The organism is Mesonia profundi, from assembly GCF_031085155.1.
GTDB classification, from domain to species: Bacteria; Bacteroidota; Bacteroidia; order Flavobacteriales; family Flavobacteriaceae; genus Mesonia; species Mesonia profundi.
Map to the genome: position 1 here is coordinate 18697 of NZ_JAVHUL010000003.1, position 18386 is coordinate 37082.

Annotated in this window: 11 protein-coding genes; 6 read left to right on the plus strand and 5 right to left on the minus strand. The window is 36.2% G+C overall.

The window, feature by feature from the left end:
* Positions 1-32 precede the first annotated feature (32 nt).
* The 3 genes from RBU60_RS01780 (at position 33) to RBU60_RS01790 (ending at position 6948) form a co-directional block, all read left to right on the plus strand.
* Positions 33-2333 carry an ATP-binding protein gene (locus RBU60_RS01780; RefSeq protein ID WP_308862905.1) on the plus strand — a complete coding sequence of 767 codons (2301 nt, stop codon included), beginning with the start codon at positions 33-35 and terminating at the stop codon, positions 2331-2333.
* A 7-nt stretch (positions 2334-2340) separates the two neighbouring features.
* Positions 2341-2709, plus strand: a complete 369-nt coding sequence (locus RBU60_RS01785) for a response regulator (protein ID WP_308862906.1) — start codon at positions 2341-2343, stop codon at positions 2707-2709.
* Between the two features lie 177 nt (positions 2710-2886).
* A complete protein-coding gene (locus RBU60_RS01790) occupies positions 2887-6948 on the plus strand; it encodes a T9SS type B sorting domain-containing protein (RefSeq protein ID WP_308862907.1) in 4062 nt (1353 codons plus the stop codon).
* A 404-nt stretch (positions 6949-7352) separates the two neighbouring features.
* On the opposite strand, the gene RBU60_RS01795 is transcribed toward RBU60_RS01790, so the two are convergent.
* Positions 7353-8318 (minus strand): OmpA/MotB family protein, encoded by a 966-nt coding sequence (locus RBU60_RS01795; RefSeq protein WP_308862908.1) that lies wholly within the window; start codon positions 8316-8318, stop codon positions 7353-7355.
* A gap of 11 nt (positions 8319-8329) precedes the next feature.
* A complete protein-coding gene (locus RBU60_RS01800; RefSeq protein ID WP_308862909.1) occupies positions 8330-9091 on the minus strand; it encodes an exodeoxyribonuclease III in 762 nt (253 codons plus the stop codon).
* Positions 9092-9235: 144 nt separating this feature from the next.
* Between RBU60_RS01800 and RBU60_RS01805 the strand changes: the two genes are divergently transcribed.
* Positions 9236-12616, plus strand: coding sequence for a hypothetical protein (locus tag RBU60_RS01805; protein WP_308862910.1), 3381 nt, complete (start codon positions 9236-9238; stop codon positions 12614-12616).
* A gap of 53 nt (positions 12617-12669) precedes the next feature.
* Here RBU60_RS01805 and RBU60_RS01810 read toward each other — a convergent pair whose 3' ends face one another.
* Complete coding sequence (locus RBU60_RS01810; protein ID WP_308862911.1) at positions 12670-14211, minus strand: glycine--tRNA ligase; 1542 nt, start codon at positions 14209-14211, stop codon at positions 12670-12672.
* Positions 14212-14265: 54 nt separating this feature from the next.
* Positions 14266-15147, minus strand: a complete 882-nt coding sequence (locus RBU60_RS01815; RefSeq protein ID WP_308862912.1) for a hypothetical protein — start codon at positions 15145-15147, stop codon at positions 14266-14268.
* 55 nt (positions 15148-15202) lie between these two features.
* Between RBU60_RS01815 and RBU60_RS01820 the strand changes: the two genes are divergently transcribed.
* A complete protein-coding gene (locus RBU60_RS01820; protein ID WP_308862914.1) occupies positions 15203-15889 on the plus strand; it encodes a ComF family protein in 687 nt (228 codons plus the stop codon).
* A 48-nt stretch (positions 15890-15937) separates the two neighbouring features.
* Complete coding sequence (locus RBU60_RS01825) at positions 15938-17557, plus strand: Ig-like domain-containing protein (RefSeq protein WP_308862916.1); 1620 nt, start codon at positions 15938-15940, stop codon at positions 17555-17557.
* Here RBU60_RS01825 and RBU60_RS01830 read toward each other — a convergent pair.
* Positions 17544-18317, minus strand: a complete 774-nt coding sequence (locus RBU60_RS01830; RefSeq protein ID WP_308862917.1) for a nitrilase family protein — start codon at positions 18315-18317, stop codon at positions 17544-17546. The two genes, RBU60_RS01825 and RBU60_RS01830, sit on opposite strands and share 14 nt — an antisense overlap.
* Between the last annotated feature and the right edge of the window lie 69 nt (positions 18318-18386).

The following is an 18386-nucleotide window of genomic DNA, read 5'->3' on the forward strand; positions in this document are numbered from 1 at the left end:
TCAAGTTATAGCTTAAGAAATTTCTCCTATCGATGAGCAATAAATTAAATGTATTTTTCTCTTGGTTTATTAATCGTCCTAAGATTACTGGTTTTGCCGTCTTCTTTGCTGTTTTATTAGTTTTTTCTTTTATTATTTATCAAGAATATTCTCTTTCTCAAGATCAAGAAAATGAAAAAGAGGCGGAAGTATTATCCTTTGTAGAACAAAATATAGAGCAGTCTTTTAAAAGTGGTTATATGGCAGCTTTAACTTTAGCCTTGACCATCAACGACAAAGGTGAGCCAGAAAATTTTAATAAGGTTGCAGAAAAGATTCTTTCTTCAAGCACTACGATTAGTAGTTTGCAACTAGTGCCTAATGGAATCATATCTCATGTCTATCCTTATGTGCCCAATCGAAAAGCTTTAAAATTAAATATACTTAAAGATTCAAAATTAAATGATGAAGCGAAAAAAGCAATAATCGATAAAAACATGCATTTTGCAGGGCCTATAAATCTAATACAAGGAGGAGAGGCAGTGGTAGGTAGGCTCCCTATTTTTATTAAAAATGAGTTTTGGGGTTTTTCTGTAGTTCTTATCAATAAGAAAGATTTTATTGAAAATGCTGGAATTAATAAATTTTCTAAAAAAGGATTTGATTTTAAACTCTCTAAAGTATACAAAAACTCTTCTCAAGAAGCTTTCTATTATGGACAAGAGAATGCCTTTGACTCTAGTAGTTCTCATAAAGTTTATATAGAAGATGGTGACTGGAATATTTATATATATTCAAAAAATAAAGACCACTTACTCTTACCTTTATTGTCTTTAACTGTTGCAGCGTTCTTATTTTCAATAGTGATTGGCTGGTTTACTGCCAATTTTTTAAAACTACAACAAAAAGTAGATGATCAGGCCGTTAAACTTTTAAACTCTGAACAAAGATTTAAGACAATTTTTAATCGAGCTCCTATTGGAATTGTGCACATCGCTGCGAATAATCATAAGTTTATTACTGCAAATGAACACTTTTTAAACAAGTTGGGCTATAGCCTAGAAGAAATACACGGGATTACTTTTGATGCTATTTGTCAACAGCCAGAAGATTTGAAAACCTTGTTAGAAAGCGGGGGGAAGTTAGAAACTGATTTTATAAAAAAGGGGGGAGACAAAAATAACATGAGGATGGCAATTACTTGCTTGAAACACATAGATACACCTACCTATATTTTTATTATTGAAGATGTTACCGAAAGAAATAAAACTCAATCTGCTTTAAAAGAATTAAAATCTAGGATGGAAATGGCTGCTCATATTGCCCAATTGGGGTATTGGGAATGGAATATAGATACGAACGAGATTTTATGGACTAAAACCATGTATGAGATTTATAGAGTGGCAAATGACACCAAGTTGACAGGAGAGTTTGTGCTTTCAAAGGTTCACCCTTCAGATGTTCAACGCTATATAAGTAAATTAAAGACACTATTAGATGGGGGAAGTAGTTCACCTTATGAAGCAAAAATTTTAGCTCCAGATGGTAGTCTTATCTTCGTGATGGGACATTTAGAAAATGAGATAAACAAAGAGGGTAGAGTAATAAAGCTAAAAGGAACTCTTATTGACATAAGCGGTGAAAAAAGAATTAAAGAAGAGCTGAATCAGTCTTATGACATGGTTTTGAAACAAAATCAACGCTTGATTAATTTTTCTTATATTGTATCTCATAACTTAAGATCGCATGCAAGTAACATTCAATCTTTAATTTATTTGCTTTTAGATATGGATCATGCAGAGGAACAGAAAGAAATGTTTGGTATGTTGAGTTCTGTCTCCCAGGCATTAGATGACACATTGTTTGATTTAAATGATGTCATTAATATTCAAAATAATACCAGCATATTTATAGAGAGTATTTTAGTTAGAAAATACATACAACGCGTTCTAGAAGTTCTACAAGTAGAGATATCCCAAAAAAATGTAAAAATTCTCATCAATGTGCCTGCAGAAATAAAAATTAGTTTCAACCCGGCCTATTTTGAAAGTATTTTGCTTAACTTTATTTCTAATGCAATTAGGTATAAACACCCAGACCGCATTTCTACAATCCTTATAGATTACTTAGTACTAAAAGACCGTCCTGTATTAAAAATTAAAGACAATGGGATAGGCATTGACCTTGAGAAAAATGGCGAAAAATTATTTGGAATGTATAAAACATTTTCAAAAGATACTGAGTCTAGAGGTTTAGGGTTATTTATTAGCAAAGGCCAAATGGAAGCCCTAGGAGGTAAAATTACTGTTCAAAGCGAATTGGGAAAAGGAAGTGTATTTAATTTATTTTTTTAATTAGGCTATGAAGATATGTATAATAGATGATGATAAAATATATCAATTTCTTTTAAAGAAAATAATCCATATTGTAAATAAAGAAGTCACAGTCCACTCGTTTCATAATGGAGAGGAAGCGATGGAGTTTTTTAAACAGAAAGATTCTTCTTTCGATATGATATTTTTAGATCTTAATATGCCCAAAATGGATGGATGGGAGTTTATTGAGCGGTATCAAGAATTAATTACTAATAACAGCACATCTCCCGAAATTTACGTTTCTACCTCTTCCATTTCAGAAAGTGATCAATTAAAGGTCGCTTCGTGCGATCTGGTAAAAGCTTACCTTACCAAGCCTATCACCATAGAGGCGATGGAAAAAATTATTAAATAAACCCTTTTCACTTCTATTCTTTTAATCTGCGAACCATATATTTGCATACGTTTAGGTTAAGTGTTTATCTTTTTCAACTAATAACCCTTAGCATAGAAAAGTAAGGCTTTTACACTTTACCTCTTAAAAGTTACGTTTTATCGTTTATATTTATCGAGATTGTAATGTTAGATGTCTATGAAGAAGTTGCTTTACCCCTTGTTATTTCTAATTCCCTATGTTGGTATTGGACAAAGTATAAGTGTTGATCAAAACAATACTACTGGAGAATTAGTAAATATTTTACTAGATAATGCCTGTGCTAATGTTACAAATAGCTTGGTTTCTTCGCTGCAATCAATTTCTTATTTTAATAATAACTCTGGGGCTTTTCCAATTTCAGAAGGAATTATTATAAGAAGTGGGAATGCAAGTTATACAGCAGGTATCTATACTGGGAACAATTTGAGTTCTCAAGAGAATACCAATAGTAGTTCCTATCTAGAAGAATTAAACAATGCCTCGGGACAAAACACAGACATTACTGATGTTGCCTTTCTTGAGTTCGAGTTTACACCGTTATCAAAAAAATTTAGTTTCGACTTTTTATTTGCTTCCAATGAATATGGAATGTGGCAATGTGTGTCTAGTGATGTTTTTGCTTTTGTGTTGACCGATTTGACTACAGGAGAAACTACCAATCTTGCGCTAGTTCCAGGAACCCAAACGCCAGTTTCTGTTAAGAATATTAAAGATCGTTCCTACAATAATTCGTGTAGTTCAAACAATGCTTCTTTGTTTGATGTGTACAATGTAGATGAGCCTGCACTATCTACGGTGAATATGCGAGGCTATACGAAGGTGATGAATGCTTCAGCGGTAATAACCCCAGGTAATACGTATAGAATTAGATTGGTGATAGGAGATTCTAATGATTCAGAATTTGATTCTGCAATTTTTCTTTCCGCAGGAAGCTTTGATACCAATGTTAATTTAGGAGCAGATACCAGCTTTTGTCAGGGAAGTGAAAAGACTATTTCCACTGGTTTAAGCACTCAAAACTATTCTCATACTTGGAGAATGAATGGAGCTGTAATTCCAGGAGAAAACGGAAATTCGTTAACGGTTTCCACTCCTGCTACTTACAGTGTTGTGGTTTCAGATAACATTTCGGGTTGTGAATTAACTGATGAAATTATCTTTACGGAAACTTCTACTCAAGCACCAGAAGACCTAAGGGTTTGTTATGATGCATTAGGAAATTATACCTTTAATCTGTTAGATAATTCTTACCAGAATTTGGAGATTTCTGCAGGTGCATACGAAATAGTGTACTATGCTTCTCAACAAGATCTAAATATCAATAATCCGATTCCTGAGGATCAACTTCCTAATTATAACGGACAAGCAAACCAAACTATTTATATCAAATTAATCTCTTTAGATACTAATTTGTATTGTGATGCGGTATACAATTTTAAACTATTGGTTAATGACCCTATTGTTTTAACCCCACCAAATATTCAATTATGCGAAACGCCTAGTATGAATTTTGTAGTAGATTTAAATCAAAACAATTCAGATATTGTTGCCAATGCTAACGATTATAATTTCTACTTCTACGAATCTTATATCGAAGCAGAAACTAATGCTGAGCCGATTTTAGATGCAGAAAACTATGTTCCTACAATTAGCAATAATTCACAGACAATTTGGATGAGGGTAGAAAATAGCGATATGCCTGAGTGTTCTCAGATAGGAAACTTTGAAATTATTGTAAATTCTTTGCCTTTATTAAATCCATTTGAAAACATAATTGAATGTAGTGAATATACTTTACCGCCAATTACATATGGAAATTACTATACAGGTTCGCAAGGGACGGGAGATATGATGTTTGCTGGAGACGTGATTGATGAGGAGGGAACCTATTTTATTTATAGCGGTCCAGATGCCAATGGCTGCTCTAATCAGATTAGTTTCACCGTAACTTTAATGGAGCTATATACTATTGAAGAAGAATATTGCGAAAAAATGGAAGTTCCTTCCCCGCCAGCAGGAGATTTTTATACGGAACTAGATGGACCTTATGGAAGTGGAGAAATCATTGATCCGGGGACTATTTTTACGACCAATCAAATTATCTATTTATATGTAGAAATAGACGGCGTTTTTTGTAAAGAAGAAGTTTTTCCTATCACTATACTGCCTCTACCCTTAGTAGATGAACCTGCAGAGGTGGTGACTTGTACTTCACATGTATTGCCAGTTTTGCAAAACGGAACTTATTTTACACAACCAAACGGAGGAGGAAATCAATTGTCTCCAGGAGATGAGATTACTAACTCCCAAACTCTTTATGTTTTTAATGACGATGGGAGTTGTACCAACCAGCACACGTTTCAGGTATGGATTACTCCAGATTTTCAAGACCTTAATATTTGTGGGACTTACACTTTGCCCAACCTAGAAGTAGGAGGCTATTTTACAGAGGCAGGAGGAAACGGAGATTCTATACCAGAGGGAGAAGTTATCTCGAGCTCGCAAGACGTTTTTTATTTTGTAGAAACAACCACGAGTCCCAACTGTACAGAAAATGAACAATTCCATTTAGAGGTCAATCCTATTCCGCAAGTAGATAGTCTTAATGATGTATTGGCGTGTGAAGACAATCTTTATGTATTGCCTAATATAGCAAATGGGGACTACTTTACAGCGACTAATAGAGGAGGGGATCAACTTTTTGAAGGTGACGCTGTCGCGGAAACGACTACGATTTATATTAATAATCTAGAAAACTCTTGTAGCAATGAAACTAGCTTTATGGTAGAGGTACTGGCATTACCTCCCATTGAAGATTTTACTGATATTTACTCGTGTGATCCCTACGAATTGCCTCCTTTAACTGAGGGAAGCTTCTATACAGAAGCTAACGGAATGGGTCAGCAATTACAAGAAGGAGATTTTATCAATACCACGCAGCAGATATTCATTTATAACAGCTGGCCGCAACTTGATACCTGTGATAATCAAAATTCGTTTACGGTTTATATAAATGGTATTGATTTGGGGAATTTTGAAGATGTAGAGGCTTGTGATGCTTATGTTTTACCACCTTTACAAGCAGGGAATTACTATACTGAAAGTGGAGGAGAAGGTGATATGCTTCAAGCGGGACTTACAATTACTACTTCACAAGAAATCTTTGTGTATGCAATAACTACAGACCGTTTTGCTTGTGAAAGCGAGGAAACTTTCCAAATAGAAGTTATCCCTATGCCCAATCTAGATGAATTTCAAGATATCGAAACTTGTAGTAGTTACGACCTATCAACGATTAGCGTTGCAAATGCAGAAGTCAATTTCTATAGTTCTCCCAATCAGCAAGATTTATTAACTCCAGAAGAACTCTTCTTTAATGAGCCGGGAACTTATACAATTTATATTTACGCTTCCGCGGAAGGAAACCCATCATGTGTGGTAGAAAAAACGATAGTAATTACTATTTATCCTTTGTTAGCTCTTCAAATAGACGGCGGTGTAATTTGTAAAAATCCTGAAACCGGAGAAGTGATTTCTCCCGTCTTTTTAGCATCGGGATTGTCAGAAAGTGAGTTTGAAGTTTATTGGTATTTAAACGAAACTTTAGTGCATACGGGAGAGAACTATGAAGTAACTCAGCCCGGAGAATATACGGTTGAAAGTATTGTTCTAAACCCTATCTCAGCTTCAGATTGTGGTTATGAAACCACGACAGTTACTATAGCCGAATCGAGCGAGCCTATTATAGATATTAACGTCACCGAGCCTTTTGAAGATATAGCCGTGATAGAAGTTATTGTACAGGGTGTAATTGGTGAGTTAGAATATCAATTAGATAATGGACAGTTTCAACAAAACAACGAGTTTTATGATGTAACTCCAGGTGTCCACACGGTGCGAGTCCGCGGAGTAGAAGGTAGTTGTGGGGAAGTTGTAGAAGAAGTAGAAGTGATAAAATACCCTAAGTTCTTTACGCCTAATACCGACGGAATAAATGATTTTTGGAACATCAAAGACCTAAGAGAATATCCTGAAGCTCAAGTTTATATTTTTGATAGATTCGGGAAATTAATCACTACGCTTAGTCCTAGAAAAAGAGGATGGGATGGTACTTTAAACGGTAAAAACTTACCTTCTAATGATTATTGGTTTAAAGTGGTGTTCACTTATAAAGGAAATGAAAGGATTTTTAAATCTCATTTTACCCTAAAGCGATAGCTTCTTAGAATTAGCCTTATGTTTAAAAACCCTCTAAAACTTCTTTAGAGGGTTCTTGTACTTCGCTTGTCTTATCACACTGAGCGATAGTCGAAGAGTTTTTTCTCCTGTCATACTGAATCTGCCCGAAGTGGATTTATTTAGGTGAGATTGTTTTAGCATCTGTTTCTTATATTTAGTCCTAACATTTACAATTTCTACGAAGTAGAAATCTCATGTTTTCTTCTGAAGGACTAAAAAAATATTTTGTCGTTCCAGACAACTTGCCACATTGAGCGCCACGAAAGAACTCATTCTGGCGGGCGGGCCAGAATGGAACGGGCAGGGAGTCGAAATGTCTTCATGCTTTCATCCAAAGACTTCTCAAAAGATTCCTCGCTCGTTTCCCTAGCTTTTCGTAATTCCTATTGCTCGTCGGTTAACAAACGGGAAAGCTCATCGTATTGCGGCGTTAAAATCACTTCAATACGTCTATTTTTCGCTTTTCCTGTCACCGAAGTATTTGGTGCGATAGGAGCATATTCTCCACGTCCGGCAGCGGTTAAGCGTTTGGCGTTGATCTTCGTATTTTGTTGTAATAAATGCACAATGGAAGTAGCTCTTTTGGTAGAAAGGTCCCAATTGTCTTTAAAGACTCCATTTCCGCCGTAAGGCACATTATCTGTATGGCCTTCTATCAAGACATTAATATCTGGGTTTTCTCCTAAAACTTTAGCCAATTGTCTTACCGCTTGTTGTCCTTGGGTTCCTACAGCCCAGCTTCCGCTGCTAAATAAGAGTTTGTTTTCCATAGAGACATATACTTTTCCATTGCGTTGCTCTACGGTTAAACCTTTGCCTTCAAAATTCATTAAGGCATTAGAAACACTCTTTTTCAAAGCTTGCATCTTGGCATCTTTAGCGGCGATTAAACTTTCTAATTCGTCCACCCGTTGCGAACGCGAATCCAAATCTTTTTTAAGTTTTTCTAGTCGTTGCTGTTCATTGGCCAAGGCCTTTTCTTTTTTCTCTAATTGAGCTAAAAGTTCGCGATTGCGTTTAGAGTTTTCGGCGAGATTAGCAGAACTGTTAGATTCTAAAGCGTTGTAAGAATCTTGGAGTTGATTCAGGTTGTTGGTTTTTAAACCTAACTCATTTTTTAACTCCTTAATTTCTTGTTTTAGATTTTCATTGGAGAGGCTTAAATCTTTAAAGTTTTGCCCCGTTTGTGTTTTTTCCTCTCGGCAATCGGCTAATCTACTTTCTAAAACACTATTTCTATTTTCAAGTTCGGAATATTGATCTTCAAGATCGGCTAATTTCTTGGCAGGAACGCAAGAAACCCCAAGGCATAAAATAAGTGCCGGAAGTATAAAAAATTTCTTTTGCATAGGTAATGAGTTTAATTGATTTCAACCAAAACAGGACAATGATCGCTGTGTTTTGCTTCTGGTAAGATAACGGCTCTTTTTATTTTTTCTTGTAAGGGAGCGCTCACTAAATGATAATCTAGTCGCCAGCCTTTATTATTTGCTCTGGCATTGGCTCTATAACTCCACCAAGAATATTCTACCCGCTCCGGATTTAGATGTCTAAAAGAATCCGTGAATCCGCTTTCTAAAAACCCGCTTAACCAAGTTCTTTCTACCGGTAAAAATCCAGACACATTCTTTAAACGCACAGGATCGTGAATGTCTATGGCTTCATGGCAAATGTTATAATCTCCAGAAATCACCAAATTAGGAATCTCTTGCGTCAACTGATTAATGTAGGTTTGAAAATCATCCATAAATGTAAGCTTAAACTCCAACCGGTCCATATTGGTCCCCGAAGGCAAGTACAAACTCATCACCGATACCTCGTCAAAATCTGCTCGTATGCTTCTTCCCTCAAAATCCATATAATCGATTCCTGTTCCGTAAACCACATTATTAGGTTCGGTTTTACTTAAAATCGCCACGCCGCTATAGCCTTTTTTTTGTGCAGGATACCAATAGCAATATTTATAACCAATTTCATGAAACACTTTTTCATCAAATTGCTCTGGATTGGCTTTAATTTCTTGCAGACAAACCACATCTGGATTTGCATGCGTCAACCAAGTGATAAATTCTTTTCTTAATGCGGCTCTAATGCCATTCACATTATAGGAAACAACGACCATAAACTTATTTTTTTACAAAAATAGAATAATGTAGGGGTTAAGATTGCTTGTTTCTTAAAAATTGATGGGCATGTCATAAAATATTTAGCAAAAGCATTAGTTTTACCTCATATGCGTGCGCTTAGCTTCATTTTTCTTTTTCTTTTGACATTTGCTGTAAAAGCACAGGTGTATGAGGGCGATTTTAAAGAAAAAAAATTAGCGGTCAGCGATACCATTGCTATAGATTCAGTAAGCATAAATCCTTTTAAGTTTAAAGTTTACAACTCCCAAAAGAAGTTACTTGATTCTACCGCCTACCAAGTAGATTTTTCCAAAAGTTATCTTATTCTCAATGATTCTTTACGGAAGCAAAACGATTCTATTAAAGTAGTCTATAGAAAATATCCTGACTATTTTACCAAACGCTATTACCAATTTGACCCCAATATTATTGTAGGGAATGAAAACCGCGTTAACCGAATTTACCAATTGGGCGAAGAGAAAAATCAACGAAGTTTTGTTCCCTTTGATGGATTAACAACTAGCGGAAGTATTTCTAGAGGGATTACCATGGGAACCAATCAAAATGCGGTCTTGGATTCTGAATTAGATTTACAAATCACGGGGAAAATATCAGATAATGTTAACCTTCGGGCTTCCTTGCAAGACTCTAATATTCCCATCCAGCAGAGTGGATATTCTCAAAACTTAAACGAATTCGATCAGATTTTTATTGAGCTTTACGGCAAAAATTGGAACATTAGAGCGGGAGATGTAGATTTGGTACAAGACGATTCTTATTTTGCTTCTTATCATAAAAAGGTTCAGGGACTTTCGCTTGGCGCCACGCTCAACCCCAATGGCAATACAACCGAAGTTTTTGCCGCCGGGGCTTTGGTAAAAGGGGTGTTTACCAGAAATCAATTTCAAGCGCAAGAAGGCAATCAAGGGCCATATAAATTAACGGGGCCCAATGGCGAATTGTTTGTACTTATTGTTTCTGGAAGTGAGTCGGTTTTTGTGAATGGAATCCGTTTAGAAAGGGGAGAAAATGAAGATTATATCATTGATTATAATGCGGGAGAGATTGTTTTTAACGCAACCTATCCCATCACTTCAGAAATGAGAATCACGGTAGAATATCAATATTCAGATCGTAATTATTCGCGCGTAGTCGCAACAGGTGGAGGAAAACATACCAGTGAAAAGCTAGAAATTGGCGCGTTTGTGTATTCAGAAAATGACATTAAAAATCAGCCATTACAGCAAAATTTAAACGAAGAGCAAGCGCTAATCTTAGCCAGTGCAGGAGACAATATAGACCAAATGATTGCGCCCAGTGCCGTACCCGATACATTTGATGAAAACAAAGTTTTGTACACCAAAGAACTCGTAAATGGGGAAGAAGTCTTTGTGTATTCTACGAATCCCGAAGAGGATCTTTTTCAGGTGCGCTTCAGTAAAGTAGGAGAAAATCAAGGAAATTACGTCTTAACCAATGCGAGTGCCATCACGCGAATTTATGAGTATGTACTTCCGGTAAACGGGATTCGGCAAGGAAATTATGAGCCTGTCATTAGGCTTTTTGCACCCACCAAATTACAAGTTGGGGTGGTGCATGGAAAGTACCAACCTTCAGAAAAAACAAAGATTAATTTTGAATTTGCCGCCAGCAATAACGATGAAAATTTGTTTTCTGAATTAGATAATGATGACAATGATGGGTTTGCGGGAAGAGTGGAAGTGAATCAACGCGTGGTTCGGTTTAAAGATTCTTCGCTTGTTGAGGCTTTCGCCGGAATAAATTACATACAAAATGATTTTCAGAGCATCGAACCTTTGTATAATGTGGAATTTAACAGGGATTGGAATTTAGTAAATCCGCTAGGGAATCAAAATTACATTCAGGCTGGAATCAATTTTAAAACCCTCCACAACGGAAGCTCCCAATACCGTTTTGAACAGTTAGATTATTCAGAAAATTATAGCGGAACTCGCCATATTATTACTTCTCAGCATCAAATTGGGAAACTGAGAACGCAACTTTACGGAAGCTATTTAAAAAGTGAATCTGAAATCTTCGATTCCCAATTTTCACGCATGAATGCTTTTGCAGTGTACGATTTTGGTAAAGTTTGGGCAGGAACGCGCTTAAATCTAGAAGACAATCAGCAGAAAGAAAACGAGACGCAGCAACTAACGGGTATCAGTCAGCGGTTTAATAGTTACGAAGTATTTGCGGGAGAGGGAGACAGTACCGCGGTTTATGCTGAAATAGGTTATCGTCATCGGGTAAACGACAGTTTGCGCAACAATAATCTACAGCGTGTGAGCCGGTCTAACAACTACTATTTAAAATCTCAATTGATACAAAATGAAAATACGCAACTTTCTATATTTGCAAATTACAGGAAGTTGGTTAATGAGGAAGAAAATGTAGAAGATGAGCAATCGCTGAACTCTCGGGTGTTGTACAACCAGTTTTTGTTCAACAAAGTGCTAAGTCTTAACACCGCTTACGAAACCAATAGTGGAACTGTGGCGCAGCAAGAATTCACTTACGTGGAAGTAAACCCTGGCGAGGGACAATATACCTGGAACGATTACAACGATAACGGCTTGCAGGAGTTAGAAGAGTTTGAAATTTCACCTTATCCAGACCAAGCAAAATATGTAAGGGTATTGCTTCCTAATCAGGTTTTTTTAAAGACGCACCAGAATAAATTTAGCCAGGTGGTGACGCTTAATTTTATGCAATTAAGCGATGATGCGAGTGCCAAGAAGTTTTTACAACATTTTTACAATCAGACTTCCTATTTGGTAGACCGAAAGATAGAACGCGAGGGAGATAATTTTGACTTGAATCCATTTAACGATACGGGGAGTCAGGAGCTTGCTGTCAACCTTAATTTTAGGAATACGATTTTCTTTAATCGGGGGAAGCAAAATTACACCACGTCTTACACTTATATTTCTAGCCGAGCCAAAAACTTGCTTTCTACAGGCTTTCAAGAAAACGATATTGAAAGTCATCAGTTAAAATTTAACCATAAAGTGCAAGAAAGCTGGTTGTTTAACTTTGATAACCAAACCACGACGACGGTAAGTACTTCAGAGAATTTTGGTAACCGTAATTATGATATTTTAAGCTACACCACCAATCCTAAGGTCTCTTATTTACTTTCTAGGAGTACGCGTTTTGATGTGTTTTACCAATACAACACTCAAACCAATAGTTTGGGAAACCAAGAAGAATTACAACAGCAAAAACTAGGTGCTTCTTTTAATTTTGCCAATGCTCAAAAATATGCGCTGAGTGGTGAGTTTAATTATATTTTTAATGAGTTTACAGGCAGTGCTTTTTCTCCCGTTGCCTACCAAATGTTGCAAGGTTTACAACCCAATAAAAATTTCACGTGGACGCTGTTGGCGCAACGAAAACTCACCAATTATCTCGACCTCAATCTATCCTATTTTGGCCGAAAAAGCGAAAACGCCAAAGCCATCCATACTGGGAGTGTGCAGTTAAGGGCTTATTTTTAATGCAACAAAACCCGCTTATTTCTAAGCGGGTTTTGTTTATCTAGCTTTAAAACTTATGCTTTCTGCATCCAATTTTTAAAGCTTACTTCTTGTGCTATAATTCCCTTTACTTCTGAAATTGGAACTCGTTTTTGTTCCATCGTATCGCGATGACGAATGGTTACTTGTCCGTCTTCTTTCGTGTCGTGGTCTACGGTAATGCAAAACGGCGTTCCGTTAGCATCTTGGCGACGGTAACGTCTTCCTACCGCGTCTTTTTCATCATAGATCACGTTGAAATCCCATTGTAGCTCCTCTATGATTTCTTGAGCAATTTCGGGTAAACCGTCTTTTTTCACCAATGGAAAAACAGCAGCTTTTATAGGAGCCAAAATAGAAGGCAGCTTTAAAAGCGTTCTCGTAGAACCGTCTTCTAAAGTTTCTTCGCGTAATGCGCTAGAGAAAACAGCCAAAAACATACGGTCTAAACCAATCGAAGTTTCGATCACATAGGGAACGTAGTTTTTATTGAGTTCTGGGTCAAAAAACTGTAATTTTTTACCAGAAAGGTTTTCGTGGGCTTTTAAATCAAAATCTGTTCTGGAGTGAATTCCTTCCAATTCTTTGAATCCGAAAGGAAAATTAAATTCAATATCAGTAGCGGCATTAGCATAATGCGCCATTTTCTCATGGTCGTGGAAACGGTAATTATCTTCTCCCAAACCTAAAGAAGCATGCCAATTTTGGCGGGTTTCTTTCCAATGTTCAAACCATTTAAGTTCTTCCCCCGGACGAACAAAGAATTGCATTTCCATTTGTTCAAATTCTCGCTGGCGGAAAATAAACTGTCTCGCGACAATTTCGTTTCTAAAGGCTTTTCCTATTTGTGCGATTCCAAAAGGAATTTTCATTCTTCCGGTTTTTTGCACATTCGCAAAGTTGACGAAGATTCCTTGAGCGGTTTCTGGTCTTAAATACAAATCTGTAGCAGAATCTGCCGAAGCGCCTAATTTGGTGCCGAACATCAAGTTGAACTGCTTTACATCGGTCCAGTTTTTAGATCCGGTTTCTGGGCAGGCAATTTCTAACTCTTCAATAAGCGCTTTTACATCGGCAAGGTTTTCTTCCGTTAAGGATTTTGCCAAACGCGCTAAAATTGTTTTTTGTTCTTCGCGGTAACGAATCACTCTAGGATTGGTCGTTACAAATTCCTCTTCGTTAAAATCATCACCAAACCTCTTTTTGGCTTTATTGATTTCTTTTTGAGCCTTTTGATTGATTTTTTCGGCATAATCTTCTACCAAAACATCGGCTCTATATCTCTTTTTAGAATCCTTATTGTCAATAAGCGGATCGTTAAACGCATCTACGTGCCCAGAAGCTTCCCAGGTTTTGGGGTGCATTAAGATCGCCGCGTCTAAGCCTACAATGTTTTGGTTCATTTGAACCATGCTTTTCCACCAATACTCTTTGATGTTTTTCTTTAGTTCTGCTCCGTTTTGACCGTAATCATAAACTGCGCTTAAACCATCGTATATTTCGCTAGACGAAAAAATATACCCATACTCTTTGGCATGGGATATAACTTGCTTAAAAGTGTCTTGTTGTTTTGCCATAGCACAAAAATAATAATTATACGGACTTAAATTTAGGTTTAGCCTTGAAGTTTTTTATTTTAAGAAAAAAGTGCTTGTTTTCATGCGATGTTCTCCGTCAAATACATTCACAATGTAACGACCTTGAATGATATTTGCTGGTGAAACCTCAAAGAGGATGCAGGTTTCTAATTTCTTATTTTGATAAAGAATTGTATTGACAACGCTATAGTTTAAATGCTTATTTCCAAAAGAAACTAGTTCTTGGGATCCTAAAAGCTTGTTTTTAGGATTAATAACCTGAATAAATACCTGCCTATATCCTTGTGAAGCCAACTCATTTTTTAATAAAGTAAAACAAATTCGTAGTTGTTTGGTTTTGCTTGCTTTATTGGTGGGATGAAGTTCATCTTTATCTTTGATGTAAACCCCTTCTGCTTTTAAATTGCTTAGCTGAAGAACAGAAGCTTTCTCTACCTGACTTTCCAAGACTTGTTTTTCAAAACTTAACGAGTCAGATTTTTGCTGATTGAGTTGTAGTACGCTAGAAGTGCTATCGATTACTTCTTGAAGCGCTTTGTTTTTTTGAGAAAAACTATCAACTACTTTTAGTAATTTTTGTCGCTGTCTTCTAAGAAGTTCTGCTTCAATTTTATAACGCTGTAACTGGTTATTGGTCATTTTAGAACTATCCAGAGAGTTTAATAGCGTAGAAATACGTTTCTTTTCTTTCGTAAGTTCCTTCTTTAAAGAAGAATTGTCAATCACAATGTCTTCGTATTTTTTCTGTAGTCGGTCTAATTCGTTTTTTAAGCGATTCTTCTCTTTGGAAATAATTTCGACATTTTCTTCCTTCTCTTGGTAGAAACTGAAAGTGTAAACAATAGAAACCAATAAAAATAAGCTAAGTACTCCTATTAAGATTTTAAGTACACGATTGTCTTTTTTTTCGCTCATACACAGATACTTACTCTATTTTTGATTAAATTGAGGTTAATAAAAATCAATTTAATTGAATGTCTTTAACGATTTTTTAGAATTTGTTTTTCCTAAAGCTTGTGTTTGCTGCGGAACAGCATTACTGGAGGAGGAAAAAATGATATGCCTGTATTGCAGGTATCAGCTTCCTACGACCAACTTTCACTACCAAAACGAAAATACTGCTAAAAAAGTATTCTATGGTAGAATTCCTTTGGTAAACATAACTTCTCTTTTTGTCTTTCACAAAAAAAATATGACACAAAAGCTTCTGCATCAATTAAAATATAAGGAAAAAGAAGAAATTAGTTTTGTTTTGGGAGATTGGTTAGGAGAAGAGTTAAAAACCGTTGCTTGGGCAAAAGCCTTCGATATAGTGATTCCGGTACCTTTACACGCGAAGAAATTGAGAGAAAGAGGTTACAACCAAGTGGCTGGCTTTGGAGAGAATTTGGCGAAACATTTGGGTTGTTCTTATTCCGATAAGGTATTGGTAAAAGAAACCCCATCGGCGACACAAGTGTTTAAAAATAGAAGTGCGCGTGCCGAAATGAAACACGATTTATTTAAACTTCAAAATGAAGCTTTAATCGCTAATAAACATATTCTTTTGGTAGATGACATTATTACTACAGGGACTACCTTAGAAACTTGTGCTCAAATATTGTTGCAAGCTCCAAATCTGCAACTAAGCATTGCGACGATGGCGATTACTTTATAAAAGGATATTTTAGAAAAATAATCGTTTCTTTGCGTAAAATTTGTGGCTATGCAAATACAGCGTGTTTTATATTTTTTGATTTGTCTTTTGGTGTTTTCGGCATTTTTTAATTGCGCCAAAAGAGGAATGCCTACAGGGGGAGATTTAGATACCATTCCTCCTGTGTTTTTAAAATCAACTCCAGAGAATTTCACCACCAGCTTTAAGGGAGAAGAAATTAGAATTTATTTTGACGAGTATATAAAGCTGGAAGATGCGCAGCGGCAAATTATTATTTCACCGCCCATAGATCCCAGACCTGTGATCTCCCCACAAGGAAATCCAAAAAAGTACGTCACCATTAAATTGGGTGATTCTTTAAAAGAGAATACCACCTACACGATTAATTTTGGAAACAGCATTATAGACAACAACGAGGAAAATGCATTGCCGTTTTTTAAATATGTATTTTCTACCGGAAGCTATATTGATTCTTTGCAAGTTTCGGGGAAAATAAAAGATGCTTTTGAAGCAGAAACAGACGAGTTTATTTCGGTGTTGCTTTATGAAATTGATCAGGAATATTCAGATTCTTTGGTGTATCAATCACCGCCCACTTATATAGGATATACGCAAGATTCTACACATACTTTTCAGATTGAAAATATGAAAGCAGGAAAGTATAAGGTAATCGCTTTAAAAGATAAAAATTCTAATTACCTCTTTAATCCTTCCGAAGATAAAATTGATTTTTTACAAGATACGCTTAGCTTACCTACAGATAAATCCTTGGAGTTTAGCATATTTATGGAGCAGAAAGACTTCCGCGTAAGCAAAACAAAACAAATGGGAGCAAATCGAGTGGTTTATGGCTATGAAGGAGAGTTAAATGACAGTATTCAACTAGAAATTTTAGATCCAAATCCGGCTCAATTTAGCACAAGACTCGTTAAAGATTTTGACAAAGATTCTTTGCATTTTTGGTTTCAACCTGCCATAGAGAAAGACAGTTTAGTGGCAACTTTAACTCAAAACAACTATCAAGACACGCTTGTTACTAGGATGAAGGAGTTGTATAAAGATAGCTTAGAAATAAAAAAACTTAATACCAGCAACCTCGGACTAAAGGAAGATTTTGGGATTTATGTCAACATTCCTTTAAAGGAGGTAGACAGTAGCAAAATAAGCATTCTCAACAAAGATTCTGTTGCGGTGAAATCTACACCGCGTTTGTTGGCATTAGAAAATAAACTGATGCTGGACTTTGAGAAAGAAGAAGAGCAAATTTATAGTATTCAAATGCTACCCAATGCCTTTACGGATTTCTATGATACGCCAAACGACACTTTGAACTTTAAAGTGAGAACTCCCGCCATTGCAGATTTAGGTACGTTGACGTTGAATGTTTCTAACGTAAAAACCTATCCTATTATAGTAGAGTTGGTTGATACTAAGGGGGAAGTGATTGAAAAAAAGATTCATGAGGCGGAAGAGGGCAGTTCGTTTTATTTTGAATTTATAAAGCCTGGAAAGTATAGGGTAAGACTTATCTACGATAAAAATAATAACGGAAAATGGGATTCAGGAAACTACCTGAAGCAAACCAAACCCGAAACGCTTATCTATTTTCCTAAGATGGTAGAAATGCGTGCTAATTGGGATATTAATGAGAGTTTTATTTTAAATTAAATTCATCACGATCTCTTAAGAAACCTAGATTCTTTCTGGCTTCCAATATAGATTTTTTACTTAAAGATATGGTTTGTATCAACTCGGTTTCTTGAAATGGAGCAGAGATTTGATCTCCCAAAATGTCGTAAATGGCAGAGTGGCCGCTATAAAAAAGATCATTTCCATCGGTTCCCACGCGATTTACGCCAATAGTGTAACACATATTTTCTATAGAACGCGCTTTTAGCAAGGCATCCCATGCTTTCACTCTTTTATGGGGCCAATTAGCGACAAAGATAAGCACATCATAATCTTCTACATTTCTAGCCCAAACGGGAAAACGCAGGTCGTAGCAAATAAGCGGACAAATTTTAAATCCTTTATAATCAATACTTATTTTTTCGCTTCCCGCGGAATAGTTGGCGTGTTCCTTAGCTAAGGAGAACAAATGTTTTTTATCGTAGGTCTTATAACTACCATCAGGAAAAACAAAAAAAAGACGGTTGTAATATTTTTTGTTTTCTTCAATGACCAAGCTTCCGGTGAGCGCTATTTTTTTGGAAGTCGCCATCTGGATCATCCATTGCACCGCTTTTCCAGATTCTTTTTCGGCTACAGGAATGGGATTCATAGTAAAGCCGGTGCTAAACATTTCAGGCAATACGATGAGGTCGGTGTTTTGGAGATCCTTTATTTTTTCGGTATACCGAAGAAGATTTTCTTCAATTGATTCCCAAAGGATTTCGGTTTGTATGAGGCTGACACGTAATTCTTCCATTTTGTAAAGTTATTCAATTCTCATCAGAATTAATACGTTTTTAAACGACTACAAACGTTTGGAAACGAA

Excerpts from the sequence above, each read along its gene's own strand:
- RBU60_RS01780 (WP_308862905.1), top strand. The coding sequence starts at position 33 with ATGAGCAATAAATTAAATGTATTTTTCTCTTGGTTTATTAATCGTCCT.
- RBU60_RS01785 (WP_308862906.1), top strand. The coding sequence starts at position 2,341 with ATGAAGATATGTATAATAGATGATGATAAAATATATCAATTTCTTTTA.
- RBU60_RS01790 (WP_308862907.1), top strand. The coding sequence starts at position 2,887 with ATGAAGAAGTTGCTTTACCCCTTGTTATTTCTAATTCCCTATGTTGGT.
- RBU60_RS01795 (WP_308862908.1), bottom strand. The coding sequence starts at position 8,318 with ATGCAAAAGAAATTTTTTATACTTCCGGCACTTATTTTATGCCTTGGG.
- RBU60_RS01800 (WP_308862909.1), bottom strand. The coding sequence starts at position 9,091 with ATGGTCGTTGTTTCCTATAATGTGAATGGCATTAGAGCCGCATTAAGA.
- RBU60_RS01810 (WP_308862911.1), bottom strand. The coding sequence starts at position 14,211 with ATGGCAAAACAACAAGACACTTTTAAGCAAGTTATATCCCATGCCAAA.
- RBU60_RS01815 (WP_308862912.1), bottom strand. The coding sequence starts at position 15,147 with ATGAGCGAAAAAAAAGACAATCGTGTACTTAAAATCTTAATAGGAGTA.
- RBU60_RS01825 (WP_308862916.1), top strand. The coding sequence starts at position 15,938 with ATGCAAATACAGCGTGTTTTATATTTTTTGATTTGTCTTTTGGTGTTT.
- RBU60_RS01830 (WP_308862917.1), bottom strand. The coding sequence starts at position 18,317 with ATGGAAGAATTACGTGTCAGCCTCATACAAACCGAAATCCTTTGGGAA.